The organism is Armatimonadota bacterium (assembly GCA_031460175.1).
Lineage (GTDB): Bacteria > Sysuimicrobiota > Sysuimicrobiia > Sysuimicrobiales > Sysuimicrobiaceae > Sysuimicrobium > Sysuimicrobium tengchongense.
Genome location: JAVKGW010000001.1, coordinates 470,339 through 490,555, shown reverse-complemented (window position 1 = coordinate 490,555; position 20,217 = coordinate 470,339). Strand labels below are relative to the sequence as shown.

Here is a 20,217-nt window from a genome sequence, read left to right as displayed (position 1 = left end):
TCCTGCTACCTCCTGCCCGCCTTCTCCAGGGCCCGCAGGATGTGCTGCAGCAGGCGCGCGCGGCCGGGGTTGAGGGGCTTCAGGCGCTCCACCTCCCGGAGGGCCTCCCGGGGCTTTCCTTCGAAGGCCCGCGCAAGCCCCAGCGCCCACGCCGCCTCCCAGTCCGTGGGATCCTCCTTCAGGAGCTCCCGGAAATCCTCCGCGGCCCTCGCGTAGTCCCCCCGCTCCAGGTACACCCAGCCCCGGAACAGTCGGGCATCGTGCTCGTTCGGGTCCTGCCGCAGGATGGCGTTGTACTGCTCCAGTTCCTTGCCGAATTCCCCCCTGGTGGCGTAGACCTCCGCCAAACCGTAGCGGGCCTGGATGTGCTGGGGATCGTGGATGAGGGCCCGTCTGTAGGCGGCCTCGGCGAGGTCCAGGTACCTGCGGGAAGCGGGGGAAGCCGGGTTGACGGAGGAGCGATCGAGGTACAGGTCTCCCAGCAGGATGTGTGCGTCCACGTAGGCGGGATCCATCCGGAGGGCCCTCTTGAGGTGCCCCTCTGCCCGGGCGGCCAGGTCCTGCCATTCCTTCCCTCCGAGGGGGAGCCTGCCCATCCGGTCCGCGAGCAGGCTCGCCTCCAGGTACTCCCGCACCGAGGCCGGGAGCAACCAGCGGACCACGGGCACCTGTTTTGCTGCGGCCAGGACCGCCGGCGAGCGGGCCAGGGCCGGGGAGGCCAGGGACCAAGCCAGGAGGGCCACGAGCAGAAAGGCGAGGGCGATGGCCAAGCGCTTGGGAGCCAGGTCTGTGAGCCCGCGGAGCAGCGCTTGAGGGTGCAGGGCCGAGAGCAGGAGGCGGATCCGGGAAACCCTCCGAATCCGGCCGGTCTGAGGGTCGATCCGGTAGGGGATGCGGTGCTGCTCGAAGTGCAGGAGCTTGCGGGTCTCGAGTTCCCGGTCCCGGCAGGCTAGACACCCCTCTAGGTGGCGCTCGAAGGCCTGCTGCTCGGCATGGGAGAGCAGCCCCGCGGCCGCGTGGAACACGGTAAGGTCGTCCGGACAATCCGGGCCCGGGCCGGGTTTGGACCTCAACAGGGCCTGCCTCAGTTGGTCTCCGTTCTGTCGCCCCTTCATGCTTGGCGTCCGGCCCGGCGTGGGAGGGATCCTGCGGAAGCCAAAGCGATGGAGCACAGGGCTCTGGCCTGCAACGTCCTGTTCTTGACGAGGGCGGCGAGGCCTGCGGCCTGTTCCGGCCCCAGGGACCGGGCTGCGGCTTGTACTATCCGCAGAACCGTGTGCTCCGCCGCCTTCCGGCGCCCCGGCTGGCGGGAGGTCTGCCCCGCCCCCTGTCCCTCCTGCAGGGCTCTCCGGAAGTACTCGTCTGCGGGATTCCCATCCCGGGCGGCCGCTTGTGCGATCTCCAACCAGAGCTCTGCTCGTCGCAGGCCGTCCTCGACCTCCCCGACCAGAGCGCTGGCCTCCTGCAGCCGGCCTTCCCCTACCAGTCGGCGCGCGACGGAGGCCGCGATTTCCGCCAGAGCCTCGCCCCCGAGCCGCCTCGCCACGGTCAGCACCCGGTCGGCCTCCCCTTCCCTCAAAACCGCCGTCATGACTTGGCGCTGCTGCCGGCGAACCAGGTTCTGCAGACTTTGGGCAGCTTCTTCCGGCTCGCCGGAGCGCAGCAGACGCGCGGACTCCGCCAGGTTTCGCGCCTCGCCGGCCGAGTCGGGATCCCCCAGCGTCTCCGCGATTCGGGCAGCGAGGTCAAACATCCCGACGTCGAGCAAGTAACCCACCGCGCCCTGCCACGCGTCTTCCTCCCATTCTTCTACGCCCTCGGCAAACGCCGAGTCCACCACCTCGGTGATCTGGGTGAGAATGCGGTTCGCGTCCTCCCCTCGCCCTGCCTGCGTATACACGGAAGCCAGCCCCACCAGGGCCATCAGCGAGGCGTAAGGGGGGAAGGCGCTCAGTTCCCCCAGCATGGCTTCGACGAGGTCCCCGGGGGCGCCTTCCCGGATGGCCTCCCAGGCCACAGCCTCGGAGATACCGACGACGAGTTCGTGCGCTCCGATCTCCGGGGAGTCTACGAACCTGAGGCAGCCCGCTACGGTCTTGAGGAGTTGGATGATCCCGTCCGCAGAACCGGTGCAGGCCACAGCGGCCCCGAGCTTCCTCCCCAGCTCGCCCCAGTCGGGCCATCCCTCATCGTAGACATCCACTCCGACCTCGATGGCCTCCCGCACGATGTCCCACAGGCCGAGTTGCGCGGACGGAACTGCGAGATCCAAAAGGCGTTGGCACCGGGCCTCGGGGCGCGGGATCCCCCTGACGGAGCTCAGGCACCGTTCGGAGGCATCCGGGAGCAGCTCGGCCGCGGCGCGGACGACCTGGGCCAGCACCGCAGACCGGCCCGCCGTCTCAGCAGCTTCGAGGGCTTCCCGGAATCTGGCCCGGGCCTCTTCGGTCTGCCCGGTCGCCCGGAGGCGATCCCCGATGGCCGCGAGGAGCACGGCGCGGGTTTCCGGGTCGAACTCCGACTCCGCGTGCTGCTCGACCTCGCTCAGGTAGCCTTCCTGCTCCATCCGGGAGAGAAGGCCGTTCAGGACCCGGAAACGGGTCGGCACGTCAGAGATGCCGGACGAGAGGACCAGGGCCTCCCCAAAGCGGCCGAGGCTTCCCAGCCCCTCGACGCACCCGGCGAGGGCCTCGTCGGACCAGCAGGCGGTGGCTGCCAGCGCGGCCTCCTCGACCCACAAGTCCGATCCCGACCCTGAAGCGATCCCTCGGATGTGCGAGCGGAGATCTGCCGGCAACCAGACGCTAGAGCGCTTCCGCCCGGTTGGCCGCTCCCAGGGTTCTTCCTCGACATCGAGCGGCGATCGAGGAAGAAGAATCTTGTCCGGCCCGAACACGGCTCTCACGGCCGCCCGCATCGCGGCCTGCACGAACGGGATCGCCCACTCCGCTGTGCCTGAAGAGGCGAAGCCGGCGATGGTGGAAAGCAGCTGGCGCCGCACGGAGGGCCTGGCCAGCCACAGGACCTGCCGGGCCGCCTCCAGGTCTCCTTTCTCCATCAGCTGCTGCAAAACCGGCTCCAAGGCCTTGCGTTCTTCTGCCGGGCCGAACTCGCAGGCTGCGCTGACGGCGTGGAAGAACCTCCGGGCTTCCTCTTGTGCACCCGCGTCCAGGAAGGCCCTTACGACGTCCGAACAGCGCTTTTGCAGGACTTCCAGGAACGAGTGGAAGCCGCCATCGGGGTCCGCGGCGATGGCGTACTTGAGATAGTCTTCCCAGACGTGTTCGGCGGTTTGGAAAAGGTGGTCCAGAAGTCGCACGGCGTCTCTCACGCGACCGGCCGCCGCCAGGTTGGCGACGGCACGGACGAGCAGCTCTGCCGAGTCGCCAAGATCCTCCTCCACCATCTCCTCCTCCAGGAAGAGGAGAAAGTCCTCGACGGCATCGAGAATGGCTGCGGCCACCCCGGACAGCCCGCTGGCGCAGAGCCACTCGGTCAAGTCGAAGGCCTCTTCCAGCACTTCCACGGCCCTTTCTGCCTTCTGGAACCACATCTCGGGCTCTTGTGCCTCATGTTGCTCCATCTCCTCCTGTTTGTGCGGAGGCGGCGGGTCCTCCTCAAGGAGGGCGAACTCGGGCAGGGAGGGAGGTTGACGGCTCGAGGCGTGCTCCGACAGGAAAGCTCGGGCGGCCGCCAGGAGCCGGCGTTGGCCGAGCTGGGAAAGCCGCTCCGCTTCCTCGTGGAGGCCCAGTTCGGCGAGTATGGATGTCAGTTGCGCGAGCCGCGGGAGGAGGTTGTTGAGAGGCGTTCCGGACAACACGTGGGGTCGGGTACACAGAGCGTTGACCGCGAGGGAGATCTCGGGGAGATGGCCGGAACGGGCGAGCGCCGCGATGGTGTCCCGGAACGTGTCCAGGTCCGGGAGGTGCTCGAGGAGGAGGTGCAGCTTCCCGGCACGTGCCAACGGGTAAGCGCATTCCTTGAGCAGAGGGTTGAAGTCGGGGTCGGAACCCCTGATCACCCACCGCAGGATACGCTCCGCCTCGCCTTCGTGCAGCAGCTCCCGGAGTGCCTGGCGCCAGACGGCGATGACCTGGCGCTGTCGTTGGAGTTGTGTGTGTCCGTAAATCCCCCAGGGGCCGGGGATACCGCGGATGTCCCGGTAGGCCCGCAGGGCTTCGTCAAAGAGCCGCTCGGCCTCCTGGGGGCGGCCGAGTCGCAGAAGGACCCCGGCGAGGGTTCCCAGGGCCGCGGCGCGCTCGTGGGCGTCCCGCTCGAGCACAGGGACCAGTGCCAGGTCCAGGGCCTCCTGCAGGTGTCGCGCGTCCCCTGACCTCGCGGCTTCCTCCACGGCCTTCAGCCGTTCGCGGGTCACGGTAGGGAGCAGTTGGAGTGGGTCGAGGTCTGGTGCTGGCTCTTCGGACTCCATGTCTGCGTCCTCATCAGCCAGGTCGTCCGCCTCGTCCCGGTCTTCCGCAGGCGAAGGGGCGAGGTCTCCGGAGGGTTCAGCCGGGCCATGTCGAGATCTTGTCAGGGCCCTGGAGAACTTCGACGTGACGGCCTCCCGCAAGGCCTGAAGGGCCTCCGCGAAAGCCTGCTCGAACTCCTGGGGCGCACCGGCCCTGCCCAGGATCCCGGCAACCTCTCCCAGGATCTGCGAACGGGTTTTCGGGTCCGGGATCCGGGCAGCGACCTCCCGCACCAGCCGCAGGTTGGCGTGTCCCATGTGGCGCCTCCCCGAACCAGATGGTTTTGCACAGTGCCCTCCGAATGTGGAGACGCCCGTCGGGGGTCGGGCTCTTTACAGGCCCAGGGGAATTCTCATCCGGTCTTTCCGGACCGACTTTTCAGGGCCCTGTAAAGAACCCGGCCGGCCCGGACGTCTCCGAAAAACAGAGGCTACTGACAAAGGCCTTCCGGTAAGAAGGACGGGGAGGTTGCTCCTCGCGACCGAGCGGCTCATGCCAGGTGGAGGAGGCCGGAAGTTCTCCACGGGATGTGCGGCTTTTCGGGAGGCGCGTCCTTTTGGGACCATGGACGGACGACCTCTGAGGCACGGGGCTTCGGGACGCGAAGCATGGAAGGTCGCGTGTATCACGGCCTCCTGCCTCGCGGCGTTGGGCGTAGGGAGGTTCCTCCCGAACGCAGCGGCGCTGCCTGTCGGCCTGGCCTCACTCGCGGTCTGGTTGGCCACGCTCTGGTGGGGCCGTTTTCGGATCGGGTTGGCCTGCGGTGCTGGCGTTCTCTGGGGGCTGGCGGCTGGTCTTAACGGATGGCCGGAGACCGGGGCGGGGTGGTGGGACGCGTTCATGAGCGCCTGGGGCGCGGGGATCGCTGCCGGGCACATCTACCGAAAAGGATGGGAGCCCCGGGTATGGTGGGCCATGAGCTTCCCGTCCGGAATCATGGTGGTGGGGCCGCGCGTGGGCTGTGCGTGGACGTTGTGGGGGCCGCCGAGGGCGTTCTCACTCCGGTGGTGGCTGTTTCCCGCCGTCGGGGGATGGCTTGTGCTGCTCGGCCTTGTACGCGCGATGGCCGGCCCGTGGTCCGCAATACAGCGGTTGCGGCGGCTGCACGGAGCCGAGCATGTGGTGGTGGGACCGGAACTGGCCCCCGACGAGCCGCCGGAGCCGATCTCCACACGGTGTGGGGCCACTCTCGCGGTCGCCAGCCTCCCGTTCCTAGCCGCGGGCTACGTGGTCACAGGGCAAACGAGGGGGCTGATCCAGCTTTGGGCCCTCGCCTGGGGGGAGATCCTCAGGCTCACGGCTTTCGCGGAGCCCCGGATCCGGTTCGTCCTCCTGCCGGGGCTGTGGGTCCAGCGCCTGACCACCGCTCGACCGCATCCCGAGGATCTGGAAGTGGCGCGGTTGGCCCTGACTCATGCTCTCGGACGACCGAACGTGCCCAGGGATCCCGGGCCGAGATCCGGCTGTAGTGGGAGTCCCCGGGGGCTCGGGACCCCGTAGAGGTCTGCACCCTCCGAGGCCGAGGCCTTCACGTGCCGAATCCCTGGATCTTCCGACGGGACCGGTGCCAGAGGGCGGCCACGGTACCGGGGGCCTTCCTGAGGATGCGGGCGATGTCCCGGTCTGAGAAGCCCTCCATCTTGAGCCGGGCCACCCGGTACTCCTCCGGAGAAAGCACCCGGGCGAGGTCTATCAGGAGCTCCACTTCCTCGAACCCGGACGGCTCCTGTGCCGGGAGTTCCTGTTGGAGTTCAGCAGGCCCATCGGACGCCCCGGGGAGTCCCACCACCTCCCTGTACCTCCGGCGGTGGTGATCCGTGACCTTCGAGCGGAGGGTCGTCAGGAAGTAGGAGCGGAGGTGGTCGTAGGAGTCCCCGCGGAGACGGGGGAGGGCATAGAAGGCGGCCACCAGGGCCTGCTGGAGGAGGTCTTCCCGGTCGGCCTCGGGCAGGTTGGGGAAGTGGACGGCCAGCCAGTGTCGGCCTTCCTCCTGCAGGCAGGCAAGAAGTGCGTCCGGCTCCGCCTCTCCCCTGCGGTACCGTTCGAAGGCCTCCCGGCCCCCTTCCCGATCCACACCCCGCTCCGAGAAACCGGCCCGGCCTGTAAAGAGCCGGAGGGGTTTGGGCGTCTACTTCGGCAGAGGGCAGAAGAGTTCCTTGAAGCCAGACGCGCAGGCCCGTCAGAGGAACAGCCCACCGGGACATGCTTCTGCACTTTGACGGATCCGATGGCGGGGCTTGGGCGGCAGATCAGAGAAGAAGTGGATTTTGTGCGGGAGGTAACGCTCAGCGAGCACGCCCGGCGGCGTTGTCAGCAGCGGGGCGTGCGGCCCGAAGACCTGGAAGTGGCCCTGAAGGCCAAACCTGCCTACGACCAGGGGGACCTGGTGTACCGGATCACGGACCGGCTTCTGCTCCGGCTCGGCCTGGCCCGGGAAGCAGACCGGCTGCGGGGTCTGACAGTGGTGGTAGGCCGGGAGGGGTTGGTGCGAACCGTGAAGTGGGACTCCGGGCTGCGGCAGAAGGGGCTCCTGCGCAGGAGTCAGAGGGGAAGGCTCATGAGCCGAGGCGGAAGGCGCCTGTCTGGTTCGGAGCCACGGGATCTGAAGGAGCAAGTCGGGTAGGAGGTGGGGAAGATGAAGCGGTCTGTGGGATCTTTGACAGCAGGTCTTTTGGCGGTGCTCCTCGCAGGTTTGGCTGCCGCGCAGGGAGTCGCCGATCTGGTGGACCGGGCAAGGCCTGCGGTGGCCATCGTGGTGGCACGAACGGGGAGCGGCCTGAGTCAGGGATCCGTGTTTGTGTACGACGCCCGAGGGCTTCTGCTGACGGCCGCTCACGTGGTGGAGGGGGCGAGCGAGGTAACCGTGCGGCTCCCGAATCGCCGGCCCATGGTGGCGGTCGTGGCGCACACCAGCCAAGCCCTGGGCGTGACAGCCTTGCGGGTAGGGGAGGAGGGATTGCCCTTCATTCCGCTTGCGGCAGGTCGTCCCCGGGTGGGCGAGGAAGTGGTGGTGCTCGGGTATCCCCTGGCGGAGGTGATCGGGTTTGACGACTTCACGGTCACGCGGGGGATCGTCAGCCGGGTGCTGGTGGATCAGGGCTTGTTGCAGTTCGACGCCTCCGTGAACCCGGGCAACAGCGGCGGCCCGGTGTTGAACAGCCGGGGTGAGGCGGTGGGGATCGTGGTGAGCAGGATTCGGGGCGCGGCAGGGATCGGATTCGCGGTGATGAGCGAGGCCGCGCGGGACGTGGCGCGGCTCGCTCTGCAGGCTCCGTATGCGCTTACCACCCCGCCCGTCGTCCAGACTCCTCCGACGCCGGCTCCGACGCCAACACCCGGCGTGGGCCTGGACCCGCGGGAGCTGAGACTCATCGGCCGGAAGGGACCTACGCCGCAGAACGGCGAGATCCGGACGCCCGTGAATCTGGCAATCCGCGAGGCCTATTATGTGGTGAGGAGCGGCGCGCTGTTCGTGTTCATCGCGCTCTATGAGACACCCATGGGCGATGCGGAGATATCGGTGAGCTGGAGGCTACCCGGATCGAGCGTCCCCCGCTGGCGGTTACGGTATTTCCCCTCTACCGGGAGATACGTGTTCGGACGTGTGGTCCTGGTGGACGAAGCCCGCAGGATCGAGAACGTGGAACCCGTTCACGTGGAAGGGCTCACGGTGATCGCTCGAGAGGCGCTGATCGGGATGGCCCTGCCGGTGAGCGCGCTGCGGCCGGCGACTGCCGAATGGGAGATCCAGGTGGGAACTCTGTACCGTGGCCCCGGCGACCGCTATTACTGGGTTGACTGGCTGCCGTGGGCCCGCATCACGCTCTGAGGGATTCTGGGATCGGGGTAAGAGGAGGTGAGGCGATGCGCGCTCCGTGGTTCATCCCCACCATCCCTGTGCTGATTGCGGTTCTCGTGGTCTCTTCGGCTTTTGGTCAGCTGGTTTCCATTGCAACACTGCTGGGCAACCCCGACCGCTACGACGGGCAGGTGGTAACGGTGGTAGGGATGATCTCCGGGTACCGGGAGCGGGTGTCCAGGGCCGGGAACCCCTACACCACCTTCCGGCTGGAAGAGGGCGGAAGTTCGGTGGCGGTCTTCGCCTGGGGCCGTCAGAGGTTGCAGGACGGGCTACGAGTGCGGGTGACCGGGGTCTTCCAGAAGGTCCGGCGGGTGGGCCGGTACACCTTCTACAACGAGATCGAGGCGCAGCGGATCGAGCGGCTGCGGTGATAGGCCTGCGGTCCTGGACTGTCCGGTATGGTGTACACACATCACGGATGTGAGGCTTGCCCCGATTTCGTGGACACCCTAAGACTGAGAGGCAAGAGCCTCAGGAAAGGAGTCCACGATGCCGAAGAGCAGACCTCCGTATCGGCGGGAAGTGCGGATCCTGCGGGAGGAGCGGGAGATCCTGAAGCCACCCCGTGAAGTCTCCGACTTCACGGGGACCCCGGGGGAGCGGCCGCCTTCTTCGCTCCCAAGACCGTCCAAGCCGCAAAGGCGTTTGGCCAGGTAGGAGCGGGAGAGGGCGAACCACGGGGTAGCGCGGATGTGCCGGGAGATGAGGGTCTCCCTCAGCGGGTACTACGCGTGGCGCAGTCGCAGGCCAAGCCGGCGGAAGCAGGAGGACCAGGAGCTGCTGGAGCGGATCCGACCCATCTGGGAGGGTAGCGGGGGACGTACGGGGCACCCCGGGTGACCTCGGAGCTGCGGGCCGGTGGGGTGCGGTGCGGGCGCAAGCGACTGAGCGCGGCTGATGCGGGCTGCGGGACTAGCGGGGGCGTACCGGCGCCGGCGACGCGGGTTGACGGCGCGGGACCCGCAGGCTACACCGGCGCCGGACCTGGTGGCCCGAGCAGTTCCGGGCCTCCGAGCCGGACCGGCTGTGGGTGGTGGGGCGCAATACACCAGGGGCCCCACGAAGTCCGAAGACTTCGTGGGGAGACACTCCTGCGGTTCGGGGCTCGCCTGCGGGCGGCGGGGATCCTGCCGTCCATGGGCCGCAAGGGGGACGCCTACGAGGTCGCCCTGTGCGGAGGCGTTCTTCGCCACCCTGGACCGGGAGGTCCTGGACCGGTACCGGTTCCAAACCCGGGAGGAGGCCCGTTCCGTGCTGTTCAGCTACCTGGAAGCCTCCTACAACCGCCGGCGCCGACACTCAGCTCTAGGTTACCTATCCCCTGAGGAGTTCAAGAGGAGGTGGTTGAGCGGACAGGAATCTCTCAGCGCTACACTCTCCACGAAAGCGGGGTAAGTCCACGCCCTCCTGGAAAAGGGGCTCGCCACGACCCAGTACTGGAGCGGGTTTCTGGCGGAGGGGGAGGGATTCGAACCCCCGAGGACCTCTCGGTCCTAGCGGTTTTCAAGACCGCCCCATTCAACCACTCTGGCACCCCTCCGACCTGATTGTACCCACTGCCCAGGGCCTACGCCCGGTCCCACGTGGTACCATGGAGCCATGGGCTGGGACCAGGTGGCAACCATCGTGGTGACCGTGGTCCTCGCGGTCCTGGTGGCCGTCCTGTACAACAACCGCCGCTTTGACGACATCCACAGGCGCTTCGACGACGTCAACAGGCGCTTCGACGATGCCAACAGGCGCTTCGACGACGTCAACGTACGCTTCGATGACGTCCACCGGCGCATTGACGATCTCCGCTCCGACATGAACGCCCGGTTCGCCCAGGTGGACGCCCGCCTGGCGGAGCTCCGGGAGGACCTCCGTGAGATCCGCGGCATGCTCCAGGAAGCCCTCAGGACCCGCACCGGCTGACCCAGTTCAGGTGCGGCTCCGGACAGTTTTTCCCGCGGCAACCTCCGCCCAAACCGGCCGCGCCCGCCAGGCGATCCCCTCCCACCAGCCCCTGGCGGCCTGGCGCCCGGCGCGTCCTCGGAGGGGGCGGCCGGTGGGGTTCCCATATGCCCCGGAGCGGTCCCATGAAGCTTGAGGCGGTGGAGCTGCGGGTCGTCGAGCTGCCGCTCCGCTTCCCGTTCGAGACCCGCTTCGGCCGGGAAGAGACAAAGTGCGCGATCCTGGTCTGCGCGCACGCGGACGGGCTCGTGGGATGGGGCGAGGTACCCGTAAGGGCCGCACCCCTGCACAGCGAGGAAACGGTGGAGACCGCCTGGCACGTGCTCCGGGACTTCCTCGCGCCCGCGCTGTTGGGGGTGGACCTGCAGCACCCGCGGGAAGTCCGGGACCGGTTGCGCTTCGTCCGACGTCACCACATGGCCAAGGCGGGTCTGGAGGCGGCGGTGTGGGACCTGTACGCGCAGCGGGAGGCCAAAAGCCTGCGGGAACTATTGGGCGGGGTGCGGGACCGGGTGGAGGTGGGCGTGAGCCTCGGGATCGAGCCCACGGTGGCGGACCTGCTGGGTCGGGTGGAGTCGTTCGTGGCCCGGGGCTACCGCCGGGTGAAGGTGAAGATCCGGCCGGGTTGGGACGTGCAGGTGGTCGAGGAACTCCGCAGGCACTTCCCGGATCTGCCGCTACAGGTGGACGCCAACTCCGCCTACACCCTGGAGGACAGCCCGGTCTTCGAGGCCATGGATGACCTCAACCTCCTGCTGATCGAGCAGCCGCTGGGCGAAGACGATCTGGTGGACCACGCAAAGTTGCAGGCCCGGCTGCGGACGCCCCTCTGCCTCGACGAGTCCATCGTGCACCCCCACGACGCCCGCAAGGCCGCGGAGCTCGGCAGCTGCCGGGTGGTGAACGTCAAGCCAGCCCGGCTGGGCGGCCTGACGGCCGCGGTGGAGACCCACGACGTGTGCGCCGCCCACGGGATCCCTGTGTGGTGCGGGGGTATGCTGGAGACGGGGATCGGCCGGCTGGCGAACCTGAGCCTGGCGTCGCTGCCGAACTTCCGCCTGCCGGGCGACCTGTCGGCGTCCGACCGCTACTTCGAGGAGGACCTCGTCGACCCGCCCGTGGTGCTGGAGCCCGACGGGACGATCCGCGTGCCCACGGAGGCGGGGATCGCGCCCCGCGTGAGGGCGGACCGGGTGGACCGGGTGACCGTGCGGCGGGAGTGGGTGCGTGCGGGGGAGCGATCGTCATGAGCGCCGCGGGCGCGGCTCTAGCTCCCGGAGGCAGACGGGTGCTCCGTGGTTTCCAAGACCGCTCCGTTAACCACCCCGGCACCCCTCTAGATTCAACCGTGTAGTGCATTTACAGCCGCAGACGCGGATCCAGGGCATCCCTCAGGCCATCGCCGAAGAGGTTGAACCCCAGCACCGTGAGCATCGTGGCGAGCCCCGGGAAGACCAGGGTATGGGGAGCCAGCTGGATGTACTGCCGGGCCGTGGAGAGCATGGCCCCCCACTCCGCGGTGGGCTGCTGGACGCCGAGCCCCAGAAACCCCAAGGCAGCCGCGGAGAGGATAGCGCTTGCGACCTGGAGAGTCGTCTGCACGATGAGCACCGCCACAGTATTGGGGAGCAGGTGGCGAAAGAGAATCCGGGCCGTCCCCGCGCCCAGGGCCCGCGCAGCCTCCACGAAGGTCTGCTCCTTGAGGGAGAGCACCTGGGCCCGCACAAGCCGTGCGTAGGTGGGCACCGATACCACGCCCACCGCGACCATCACGTTCTGCAGCCCCACACCGAGGATCACCACCATGAGGATGGCGAGCACGGTGCTGGGAAAAGCCAGCAGCACATCGATCAGCCGCTGCGTTAGCAGATCCACCCATCCCCCGAAGTACCCGGAAATCAGCCCCACCGGGACCCCCAACACCACCCCGATGCCCACCGCGAGGGCCCCAATCACCATGGACAGACGCGCGCCGTAGAGGATGCGGCTCAGGATGTCCCGGCCGAGCTCGTCCGTGCCCAGCCAGTGCTCCCGGCTGGGCGGCCGCAGGCTCTTGTCTAGGTCCGAGGCATACGGATCGCGCGGCGCGAGCGCCGGCGCCAGCAGCCCGCACAGGGCAAAGATCGTGAGAATCCCAAGACCAAGCTGGGCCGAGCGGTTCCGCCGCAGCTGCCGCCATACTATACCCCATGCCGACCATGTGGGCCTGAGGTGTCGCATATCCACCGCGGGCGCCATCTGCGTGAGCGCTTCTCCCTGGGACGACCTAGGTATACCGGATCCGGGGATCGAGTAGCGCATACAGGACGTCTACCACCACGTTGAGCACGACAAAGGTGGTGGCGATGAGAAGGATGGTGCCCTGGACCACGGGGTAGTCACGGGCCAGCACCGCCTCCACCAGGAGCCGCCCGATTCCAGGCCACGCGAACACGGTCTCCGTGAGCACAGCCCCGGAGAGCAGCGTCCCGAGCTGCAGGCCGAGGACGGTGACCACAGGGATGAGGGCGTTGCGGAGGGCGTGGCGGTACACCACCGCCCGCTCCGGGAGGCCTTTGGCCCGGGCGGTGCGCACGTAGTCCTGCCCCAAGACCTCCAGCATGCTGGATCGGGTCATGCGGGCGATGACCGCGGCGCTGGCGGTCCCCAGGGTCACGGAGGGGAGGATGAGGTGCCGCCAGGTCTCGTACCCGAAGGCCGGCAACCACCCCAGCCGCACGGAGAAGACCAGAATCAGGTTCAGCCCCAACCAGAACACCGGGACGGAGATCCCCGCAAGGGCCAGGACCATCACCAGGGTGTCCACCCACGAGAGGCGGTGGGTGGCCGCTGCGATCCCGGCGGGGATGCCGATGAGGGTGGCCACCAACAGGCTTGCGAACGCCAGCCGCACGGTGCGGGGAAACCGTTGCGCGAGCTCCTCCACCACGGGCGCCCCGTTGAAGAGGGAACGTCCCAGGTCCCCGTGGAGGACATTGCGGAGGAAGTACAGGTACTGGACAGGGAGAGGCTGATCAAGCCCGAGAGACCTCCGGATCTCCTCCACCACCTCCTGCGTGGCCGCCTGCCCCGCCATGATCTGGGCGGGATCTCCGGGGATCAGGCGGATGGCGGCGAAGACCACCACGGAGACCCCGAACAGGACCGGGACCGCGAGCAGCAGCCGCTTCGCGAGGTACCGCCACACTACCGGCGTAGCCAGGCCGTGTGCGCCAGGATCCGCTCCGTGGGGTGCACCACGAGGTCCTGCACCTCCCGGCGTACGCCAGTGGTCTGGGACTCGCTGTGCAGGAAGATCCAGGGTGCATCCCGCCAGATCAGGATCATGGCCTGCCTGTAGAGGTCTGCCCGCCGGGCCGGGTTCGTTTCGGTGCGGGCCTGATCCAGAAGCTGATCCACCTGAGGGTTCCGGTAGAAGGCCCGGTTAAATCCCGCGGGCGCCCACTGGCTGCTGTGGAAGAGACTGTAGAGCCCGTAGTCCGCGTCCCCCGTCACCGTCCCCCACCCCAGCATGAACATCTCCACGGGGGTGCGGTCCACGGGCTGGTTTGTGTACGCGAGGTAGGCGGCCCACTCCATGGTTTGAAGCCGTGCGTTGATCCCCGCGGCCCGCAGCTGGGCCTGTATCGCGGCTGCCACCGCCGCATCCTGCACGTACCGGCCCGTGGGGTGCAGGATCGTTACCGTAAGCCCGCCTCCGTGCCCGGCCTCCGCCAGCAGCTGCCTGGCCCGGTTCACATCGTAGGGCCACCCGCCGGGCTGGATGGGCGCGTACCCAACGATTCCGGGCGAGATGGGAGCGTCCGAGACCCGGGCGGCCCCGCCCAGCACCGTCTGCACGATGGCCCGCTTGTTCACCGCATAGTTAAACGCCTGCCGCACCCGGACGTCCGTGAACTTCTGGTTGTTGAAGGCGATGAAGATGGTGCGCACGCTGTTCGTGCGGTCAATGCGCAGGGCCCGGTTAAGCGCTAGACGCGTGGTCTCCCGGGGCGGCACCCGCACCGCCACATGCACCTGCCCGCCTTCCAGGGCCAGAACCCGGGCACCGTCGTCGGGGATGGCGCGGAATACCACTTGATCCAAGAGAGGCTTGCGGGGACCCCAGTAGTCCGGGTTGCGTTCCAGCACGATGCGGTCCCCGCGCACCCACTCCCGGAACCGGAAAGGCCCCGTACCCACGGGCTGGCGGCCGTAGGGCTCGCCGTTCGGGGGACGCATGCCGCCCGCCCGCTCCACCGCGGCGGGGCTGTGGATGGCGAGGAAGTCGTGGGTGAGGTGCGCGAGGAGCGGCACGAAGGGCCGGCGCAGCACCAGCCGCACCGTGTACCGGTCCACCACCTCCACGCTGGTCACCTCCCCCAGGAGGATGCCCCGGAAGGGCACGCGGTTTTCGGGGTTCAAGATGAAGTCAAAGTTCCACTTCACCGCGTAGGCATCGAACGGGGTGCCGTCGTGGAACCGGATGCCCCGGCGCAGCCGGATGGTCATGGTGCGGCCGTCGGCGCTCACCCGCGGCATGGATTCCGCGAGCTTGGGAACGATACGGCCCTCCGGTGTGAGCTCGTAGAGGGTCTCCACCAGGTGGGCGATCACCTCCGCATCCGGCGCTGCGGTGGCGTACGGGCTCAGAGTGACGGAGTCCACCCCACGCCCGATGATCAGGGTCCCTCCCGGCTCGGGCCCTCTGGGGGCAGATTGCCCCGGGAGGCTGAGCGCAACCAGCAATCCCAGAATCCCAACACCCAGCAGGATCCGATTCACCGCCGATCCCCCCATTGATATCGACCGATGCACACGTTTTCCTAAAATTACTTAACATGGTACTGTGGAATTTAGGAAGCGGGATGTCCACACTCCGGGAATCCCTCATCGAGGAGATCCGGCGGATCGCGGGGGGGCAGCCGGTGGTGGTGGCCTTCAGCGGGGGACTGGACAGCACCGTGGTGGCCGCCCTCGCGAAGGAGGCCCTGGGCCCCGAGAAGGTGCTGCTCGTCACCGTGAACATGGGACAGTACGCCTACCGCCGGGGCAACGAGATCGTCCTGGAGATGGCGGAGCGGCTGGGCCTTCCGCAGCGGTGCCTACTGGGCCAAGCCCTGCAGGACCGGATCATGAGCGCAGGCCCCGCCTGCAACCGCTGCACCCGGGAGATCAAGCTGGGGCTCGTGAAGGCCGCATCCCGGGGCCGGCTTGTGCTCACGGGCGCCAACCGCTCGGACACCTGGGGCAAGATGGGCCTGAAGCTCTGCAACGGGATCTACGCGCCGTTGCTGGACCTCGACAAGCCCCAGATCCGGGCGCTCGCGCAGGAACTGGGCATCGACCCCCCGCAGACCAAGATCGGGGAGAACCCGGGCCGGGAGGGCTGCAAGCTCAAGCACCTCCTCAAGCCCCTCATCAACCCCGACTACCACGGCCGGGCCGTGGCGCGGGCCAACGAGGTCATCCTGGAGGCGGTGCGGGACTGCGGCTTCCCAGCCGAGCTCGCGAACGTGAAGGTCATCGGCCCACTTTCCCGAAACATCGGGCTCGTGAACCTGCGGCCCCAGCCACCCCGGGAGGTGGCAGACCGCGTGCTCCTGGCCCTGCGGGAGATCCCGGAGCTGGACGAAGTCCACCTGGTAGACCGGCCCGTGGTGCTCGTGGCCAAGGCCAATCCCGCCATCCTCGGCGACCCCCACGCCCAGCACTGGCTGCAGCACGGCCGGATGCAGCCGGACTTCGCCCAGCCCATCCAGGTGGAGTGGCTCCCCAGCGGCAACCGGCGGTTGGGGACCTTTCACGTGGTGGCCTTCCGGTGGGCAGAGCGCCCTGAGGCTTGTCAAGTGAAAGTACTTGACAAGCCGACGGAAGCCGCGCTATAGGTAGAGCTGGACGTTGCGACCCTCCTAGACAGAGGTCGGGCGTCCGAAACTCCAGCTCGGGAGGTGGTGGAGATGCTGACCCGTTGGGGTCGGTGGGATCCCTTTGAGGAGGTCCGCGCCATCCAGCGCGAGATCAGCAATCTCTTCGACCGCTTCTTCGGCTCCACCCAGCTCGCCCCCGCGAGCCGAGCCGCCTCGTGGGTCCCGCCCCTGGAGGCCTTCTACCACAAGGACCACCTGATCCTGCGGTTCTTCCTCCCCGGGGTGGATCCCAAGACCGTGGACGTCTCCGTCACGGGGAACGTGCTGACCGTGCGGGGCGAGCGGAAGCTGGAGATGGACATCCCCCAGGAGGACTACCTCTTCTGCGAGGTGACCTACGGGCCCTTCGAGCGGACGGTGAACCTGCCCGGGGAGGTGAAGACCGACCAGGTGAGTGCCCGCTACCAGCACGGGGTGCTGGAGATCTCCCTGCCCGTGGCGGAGGCCGCGCGTCCGCGGAAGGTGCCCGTGGAGGTGAAGTAAACACCCCGCAGGACCTCCTCGAGGGTCCCGGGCGGGGCCTCGTGGCCCCGCCCGGCGTTTTTGCAGGGATGGGCGCACTCGGGGCGAACCGTTAGGGAGAACCCGGCGGGAAGGGAGGTCGCAGATGGACCTGGAAGCGCCCGAAAACCGGCTCCTCGCAGCCCTCGGCTACCCCATCTGGATCGTCGCCCTGGTGGTGGTTCTCACGGAGATGAAGAAAGATCCTTTTCTCCGTTACCACGGGTGGCAGGCCCTGTTCTGGGGCCTCGGGTGGTTCGTGCTCTGGGTGGGCCTAAACGTGGCGACGGCCCTTGTGGCGATCGTTCCCCTGCTCGGCATCGTCATCCGCTTCCTCGCAGGCCTGGCCTTCCTGGTGGCGTGGGGGCTGCTGTCCGTGGTCTACGCGGTGCGGGCCTACCGGGGAGAGCGGTTTGAGATCCCCGTGGTGGTCAACTTCGCCCGCCGGTACATGCTCGGGGAGGTCTAGCCCGGCGGTGGGCCTGCGCGGGCTGGGTCCTGCGATACCATGGATGATGGGAAGCCATGCGGGAAGAGGCAAGACGGTGGCTTGCGCAGGCGGAGGCGGATCTGGCACACGCCCGGGCCAGTGCGCAGGCAGGTTTTTACTTCGCCGCGGCCTTCAGCTGTCATCAGGCGGCGGAAAAGTGGCTGAAGGGAGCCATCATCGAGCTGCGCCGCACCCTGCCGCCGAAAACCCACAACCTGGTCGAGCTGGGACGGCTGCTGGAGGCTCCGGAGGAGGTGATGAGCGACCTGCGCCTGCTGAATCCGGAGTATGCGGTCTCACGGTATCCCGATGCCGCCAACGGGGTACCCGCGGAGAACTACGACGCCCGCAAGGCGGGAATGCTCCTTGAGGCCACGGAGCGGGTCCGGACATGGGTCACCTCGGCGTTGACTGGAAGCGGCTGAGGCGGTTCCTGCACCGGGTCCACGAGCGGTTCCCCTTGGAGCGCGTCCTGCTGTTCGGGTCCCGGGCCCGGGGCGATGAGCTGGAGACGAGCGACTACGACCTCCTCCTCGTCTCCGAGGCGTTCCGGGCACTCACCTGGCGCGAACGCCTGCGGCAGATCATGGACCTGTGGGATCTCGAGGTGGACCTCCAACCCCTGTGCTACACCCCGGAGGAGTTCGTCCGCAAGCGGCAGGAACTGTGCGTGGTCGCAGAGGCCGTCGAGAGCGGACAGGCGCTTTGGCCGGAAGCTCCGGAAACATGTCCGCCGCCACCCGATCCGTGACCTCCGAGTGGGTCAAGGCCCGGGCCCGGGAGCTTGGGTTTGACCTCGTGGGGATCGCCCGGGCAGAACCGTTGGCTGACCACGCGGAGCGGCTGCGGAGTTGGCTGGCTCAGGGGATGCAGGGAAGTATGGGGTACGTGGCACAGCACGCGGAACGGGCCCTGGACCCCACGCGAGCCTGGCCCGGGGTGCGGTCCGTGATCGTGGTGGGCCTCGCGTACCGGTGGGACGCGCCCGAACCCGAGGACGGCCGTCCGCGCGGCCGCGTCTCGTGCTACGCCTGGGGCGAGGACTACCACCGGGTGATGGAGCGCAAGCTGCAGCAGCTGTGCAGGGATCTCCTCGGCCACGGTGCCCGCCTCGCCCGCCCCTACGCGGACACGGGTCCCACCCTGGACCGGGCGTGGGCCCAGCGGGCGGGCCTCGGCTGGTTCGGCAAGAATACCATGATCCTCACCCGCACCGGGCACGGGTCCTACGTGTTCCTGGGCGAGGTCTTCACGGACCTCCCGCTGGAGCCGGATCCGCCCGTCCGGGGCTCCTGCGGGGCCTGCACCCTCTGCCTCCATCGGTGTCCCACGGGGGCCATCGTGGCGCCGTACGTGGTGGATGCCCGGCGATGCATCAGCTACCTCACCATCGAGCACCGGGGCTGGATCCCCCGTTCCCTCCGCCCCCTCATCGGCACCTGGGTGTTCGGGTGCGACGTCTGCCAGGAGGTCTGTCCCCACAACGTCCTCGTGAAAAAGGGCCTCCATGCGGAGTTCGCGCCCCGCCGGGACGTGGCCTACCCGGATCTCGTGGAGCTCCTGCATCTCGATGAGGAGACTTACCGGGAGCGGTTCCGGAACAGCGCCCTGAAGCGGGCCAAGCGGCAGGGGCTGCGGCGCAACGCTGCCGTGGCCCTGGGGAACCTGCAGGACCCCCGCGCGATCCCGGCCCTCGCAAAGGCTCTGGCGGACGAGGATCCCATCATCCGGGGACACGCGGCATGGGCCCTGGGCCGGATCGGCGGGGAGGAGGCCCAGCAGGCCCTGCGGGCACGGCTCGCGGTAGAACCCGACCCCGCGGTACGGGGAGAACTCCTGGAAGCCCTGCAGACCCCGGAGATCTCCGCACCGTGAGGGCCCTCGGGAGGCTGCTGGACCTGTGCGCCCCGACGGGGGCTTTGTTCTGGGCCTATGCGGTCTGGGCATATCGGGGTACGTACCGGCCCCGCTTTCTGGAGGACGTACCGATTCCGGAGGGACCGCTTCCCCCGTTGCGGGTGGTGGTCCCGGCCCGGAACGAAGAGGCCCGGGTGGCACGGACGATCCGGTCGCTTCTCGCGCAGCGGTATCCCGATCTGCGGGTGGTGGCGGTGGACGACCGGTCCACGGACCGTACGGCCCAGATCCTGGAGCGCCTCCGTCCGGAAGATCCTCGGTTAGAGGTGGTGCCCATCACCGGGCTCCCTCCGGGATGGCTCGGAAAGCCCCACGCCCTGCACGCGGGGGTCCAGGGCGCCACGGAGGCCTGGGTGCTCTTCACGGACGGCGATGTGGTCTTCGGGCCCGATGTGCTGGCCCGGGCGGTGGGCGCTGCGGAGCGGGAAGGGCTCGACCACCTCGCGGTCTTCCCGCACCTGGAGCTGCGCGGCATCGGCGAGCGGGCCGTGGTGGCGGTCTTCGGGTTGCTGTTCGGGGTGCGGCAGGAGCTCGGCGGGGTGGCGGATCCCCGTTCCCGGGGCCACGTCGGGATCGGTGCCTTTAACCTGGTGCGCCGGACGGCCCTGGAGGCCATCGGTGGGGTGGAGCGGCTGCGGCTTTCGGTGGTGGATGACGTGGAGCTTGGCCGGCTCATCAAGGCCGCGGGCCTCCGGCAGGGATTCCTCTTCAGCCGCGGAAGCGTACGGGTACGGTGGCAGGAGGGAGTCTGGGGGTTTGTGGAGGGCCTGGAAAAGAACGCGTTCGCAGCCGCTCATTTTCGAGCTGGGCGCGCCCTGCTTTTGGCCTTGGGACTCGTGGCCGCCCACAGCATGGCCCCCCTCGCGATCTTCTCGCCCCGCTCCCTGGCCCGGGCGTGCGCGGCCTGGGTGTGGGCTTGCCTAGCTGTGGCCTACGCGACCCTGCGGGGTCTCGTAGGAGGCCCATGGTGGCTAGTCTTCCTCCACCCCGTGGCATCGCTTGCCCTCCCGCTCGCCCTGCTCCGGTCCGCGTGGCGGGCCCTGCGCCGGGGCGGCATCGAGTGGCGGGGGACGTTCTACCCCCTCGCGTGGTTCCGGGGGATCCTATGATGGTGTC

The 20,217-nt window shown here is 68.4% G+C and carries 20 protein-coding genes and 1 tRNA gene; 14 read left to right on the top strand and 7 right to left on the bottom strand.

The window, feature by feature from the left end; genetic code table 11:
- Positions 1-5 precede the first annotated feature (5 nt).
- Entirely contained in the window at positions 6-1,115 is a 1,110-nt protein-coding gene (locus QN206_02520; protein MDR7613681.1) for a tetratricopeptide repeat protein, read from the bottom strand.
- Positions 1,112-4,726 (bottom strand): tetratricopeptide repeat protein, encoded by a 3,615-nt coding sequence (locus QN206_02515; GenBank protein ID MDR7613680.1) that lies wholly within the window; start codon positions 4,724-4,726, stop codon positions 1,112-1,114. Before QN206_02515 ends, QN206_02520 begins: the two co-directional genes overlap by 4 nt.
- A 583-nt stretch (positions 4,727-5,309) precedes the next feature.
- Here QN206_02515 and QN206_02510 point away from each other — a divergent pair.
- A complete protein-coding gene (locus QN206_02510; GenBank protein ID MDR7613679.1) occupies positions 5,310-5,969 on the top strand; it encodes a DUF1385 domain-containing protein in 660 nt (219 codons plus the stop codon).
- A 28-nt stretch (positions 5,970-5,997) separates the two neighbouring features.
- Here the strand turns inward: QN206_02510 and QN206_02505 are convergent, their stop codons facing one another.
- On the bottom strand, positions 5,998-6,543 hold the full coding sequence (locus QN206_02505; GenBank protein ID MDR7613678.1) for a sigma-70 family RNA polymerase sigma factor: 546 nt from the start codon (positions 6,541-6,543) through the stop codon (positions 5,998-6,000).
- 195 nt (positions 6,544-6,738) lie between these two features.
- On the opposite strand from QN206_02505, the gene QN206_02500 reads away from it, so the two are divergent.
- The 4 genes from QN206_02500 (at position 6,739) to QN206_02485 (ending at position 9,171) form a co-directional block, all read left to right on the top strand.
- The gene (locus tag QN206_02500; protein MDR7613677.1) at positions 6,739-7,092 is read left to right on the top strand and encodes a hypothetical protein; all 354 of its coding nucleotides are present in this window, start codon (positions 6,739-6,741) and stop codon (positions 7,090-7,092) included.
- Positions 7,093-7,104: 12 nt separating this feature from the next.
- Positions 7,105-8,298 carry a trypsin-like peptidase domain-containing protein gene (locus QN206_02495; GenBank protein ID MDR7613676.1) on the top strand — a complete coding sequence of 398 codons (1,194 nt, stop codon included), beginning with the start codon at positions 7,105-7,107 and terminating at the stop codon, positions 8,296-8,298.
- A gap of 35 nt (positions 8,299-8,333) precedes the next feature.
- Complete coding sequence (locus QN206_02490) at positions 8,334-8,702, top strand: hypothetical protein (GenBank protein MDR7613675.1); 369 nt, start codon at positions 8,334-8,336, stop codon at positions 8,700-8,702.
- Positions 8,703-9,033: 331 nt separating this feature from the next.
- The gene (locus QN206_02485; GenBank protein ID MDR7613674.1) at positions 9,034-9,171 is read left to right on the top strand and encodes a hypothetical protein; all 138 of its coding nucleotides are present in this window, start codon (positions 9,034-9,036) and stop codon (positions 9,169-9,171) included.
- Positions 9,172-9,781: 610 nt separating this feature from the next.
- Here QN206_02485 and QN206_02480 read toward each other — a convergent pair.
- A tRNA-Ser gene (locus tag QN206_02480) sits at positions 9,782-9,871 on the bottom strand.
- Between the two features lie 59 nt (positions 9,872-9,930).
- On the opposite strand from QN206_02480, the gene QN206_02475 reads away from it, so the two are divergent.
- Both QN206_02475 and menC read left to right on the top strand, forming a co-directional pair.
- Entirely contained in the window at positions 9,931-10,245 is a 315-nt protein-coding gene (locus QN206_02475; GenBank protein MDR7613673.1) for a hypothetical protein, read from the top strand.
- 164 nt (positions 10,246-10,409) lie between these two features.
- On the top strand, positions 10,410-11,534 hold the full coding sequence (menC, locus tag QN206_02470) for an o-succinylbenzoate synthase (GenBank protein ID MDR7613672.1): 1,125 nt from the start codon (positions 10,410-10,412) through the stop codon (positions 11,532-11,534).
- A 109-nt stretch (positions 11,535-11,643) separates the two neighbouring features.
- On the opposite strand, the gene QN206_02465 is transcribed toward menC, so the two are convergent.
- From QN206_02465 to QN206_02455, 3 genes are read right to left on the bottom strand one after another with little or no spacing between them, the layout of a single operon-like run.
- Positions 11,644-12,522: an ABC transporter permease gene (locus tag QN206_02465; protein MDR7613671.1), complete on the bottom strand. Its 879-nt coding sequence runs from the start codon at positions 12,520-12,522 to the stop codon at positions 11,644-11,646.
- Positions 12,523-12,550: 28 nt separating this feature from the next.
- The gene (locus tag QN206_02460; GenBank protein MDR7613670.1) at positions 12,551-13,471 is read right to left on the bottom strand and encodes an ABC transporter permease; all 921 of its coding nucleotides are present in this window, start codon (positions 13,469-13,471) and stop codon (positions 12,551-12,553) included.
- Entirely contained in the window at positions 13,471-15,048 is a 1,578-nt protein-coding gene (locus tag QN206_02455) for a glutathione ABC transporter substrate-binding protein (GenBank protein ID MDR7613669.1), read from the bottom strand. Before QN206_02455 ends, QN206_02460 begins: the two co-directional genes overlap by 1 nt.
- Positions 15,049-15,131: 83 nt before the next feature.
- On the opposite strand from QN206_02455, the gene QN206_02450 reads away from it, so the two are divergent.
- The 7 genes from QN206_02450 (at position 15,132) to QN206_02420 (ending at position 20,210) form a co-directional block, all read left to right on the top strand.
- The gene (locus QN206_02450; GenBank protein ID MDR7613668.1) at positions 15,132-16,151 is read left to right on the top strand and encodes a 7-cyano-7-deazaguanine synthase; all 1,020 of its coding nucleotides are present in this window, start codon (positions 15,132-15,134) and stop codon (positions 16,149-16,151) included.
- A gap of 72 nt (positions 16,152-16,223) precedes the next feature.
- Positions 16,224-16,676, top strand: a complete 453-nt coding sequence (locus QN206_02445) for an Hsp20/alpha crystallin family protein (protein ID MDR7613667.1) — start codon at positions 16,224-16,226, stop codon at positions 16,674-16,676.
- A 124-nt stretch (positions 16,677-16,800) separates the two neighbouring features.
- Positions 16,801-17,163, top strand: a complete 363-nt coding sequence (locus QN206_02440; protein ID MDR7613666.1) for a DUF4870 domain-containing protein — start codon at positions 16,801-16,803, stop codon at positions 17,161-17,163.
- Between the two features lie 56 nt (positions 17,164-17,219).
- Positions 17,220-17,609 (top strand): HEPN domain-containing protein, encoded by a 390-nt coding sequence (locus QN206_02435; GenBank protein ID MDR7613665.1) that lies wholly within the window; start codon positions 17,220-17,222, stop codon positions 17,607-17,609.
- A complete protein-coding gene (locus QN206_02430) occupies positions 17,576-17,935 on the top strand; it encodes a nucleotidyltransferase domain-containing protein (protein MDR7613664.1) in 360 nt (119 codons plus the stop codon). The genes QN206_02435 and QN206_02430 overlap by 34 nt, the downstream gene beginning before the upstream one ends.
- Positions 17,911-19,059, top strand: coding sequence for a tRNA epoxyqueuosine(34) reductase QueG (gene queG / locus QN206_02425; protein MDR7613663.1), 1,149 nt, complete (start codon positions 17,911-17,913; stop codon positions 19,057-19,059). Before QN206_02430 ends, queG begins: the two co-directional genes overlap by 25 nt.
- Positions 19,056-20,210 carry a glycosyltransferase family 2 protein gene (locus QN206_02420; GenBank protein MDR7613662.1) on the top strand — a complete coding sequence of 385 codons (1,155 nt, stop codon included), beginning with the start codon at positions 19,056-19,058 and terminating at the stop codon, positions 20,208-20,210. The genes queG and QN206_02420 overlap by 4 nt, the downstream gene beginning before the upstream one ends.
- Positions 20,211-20,217: the final 7 nt, after the last annotated feature.

What these genes read in the sequence shown, in the direction of transcription:
- menC (MDR7613672.1), top strand. Translation starts at nt 10,410, where the DNA reads ATGAAGCTTGAGGCGGTGGAGCTGCGGGTCGTCGAGCTGCCGCTCCGC.
- QN206_02445 (MDR7613667.1), top strand. Translation starts at nt 16,224, where the DNA reads ATGCTGACCCGTTGGGGTCGGTGGGATCCCTTTGAGGAGGTCCGCGCC.
- QN206_02520 (MDR7613681.1), bottom strand. Translation starts at nt 1,115, where the DNA reads ATGAAGGGGCGACAGAACGGAGACCAACTGAGGCAGGCCCTGTTGAGG.
- QN206_02435 (MDR7613665.1), top strand. Translation starts at nt 17,220, where the DNA reads ATGCGGGAAGAGGCAAGACGGTGGCTTGCGCAGGCGGAGGCGGATCTG.
- QN206_02450 (MDR7613668.1), top strand. Translation starts at nt 15,132, where the DNA reads ATGTCCACACTCCGGGAATCCCTCATCGAGGAGATCCGGCGGATCGCG.
- QN206_02510 (MDR7613679.1), top strand. Translation starts at nt 5,310, where the DNA reads ATGAGCGCCTGGGGCGCGGGGATCGCTGCCGGGCACATCTACCGAAAA.
- QN206_02515 (MDR7613680.1), bottom strand. Translation starts at nt 4,726, where the DNA reads ATGGGACACGCCAACCTGCGGCTGGTGCGGGAGGTCGCTGCCCGGATC.
- QN206_02495 (MDR7613676.1), top strand. Translation starts at nt 7,105, where the DNA reads ATGAAGCGGTCTGTGGGATCTTTGACAGCAGGTCTTTTGGCGGTGCTC.
- QN206_02430 (MDR7613664.1), top strand. Translation starts at nt 17,576, where the DNA reads ATGGGTCACCTCGGCGTTGACTGGAAGCGGCTGAGGCGGTTCCTGCAC.
- QN206_02440 (MDR7613666.1), top strand. Translation starts at nt 16,801, where the DNA reads ATGGACCTGGAAGCGCCCGAAAACCGGCTCCTCGCAGCCCTCGGCTAC.
- QN206_02465 (MDR7613671.1), bottom strand. Translation starts at nt 12,522, where the DNA reads ATGGCGCCCGCGGTGGATATGCGACACCTCAGGCCCACATGGTCGGCA.
- QN206_02475 (MDR7613673.1), top strand. Translation starts at nt 9,931, where the DNA reads ATGGGCTGGGACCAGGTGGCAACCATCGTGGTGACCGTGGTCCTCGCG.
- QN206_02490 (MDR7613675.1), top strand. Translation starts at nt 8,334, where the DNA reads ATGCGCGCTCCGTGGTTCATCCCCACCATCCCTGTGCTGATTGCGGTT.
- QN206_02485 (MDR7613674.1), top strand. Translation starts at nt 9,034, where the DNA reads ATGAGGGTCTCCCTCAGCGGGTACTACGCGTGGCGCAGTCGCAGGCCA.
- queG (MDR7613663.1), top strand. Translation starts at nt 17,911, where the DNA reads ATGTCCGCCGCCACCCGATCCGTGACCTCCGAGTGGGTCAAGGCCCGG.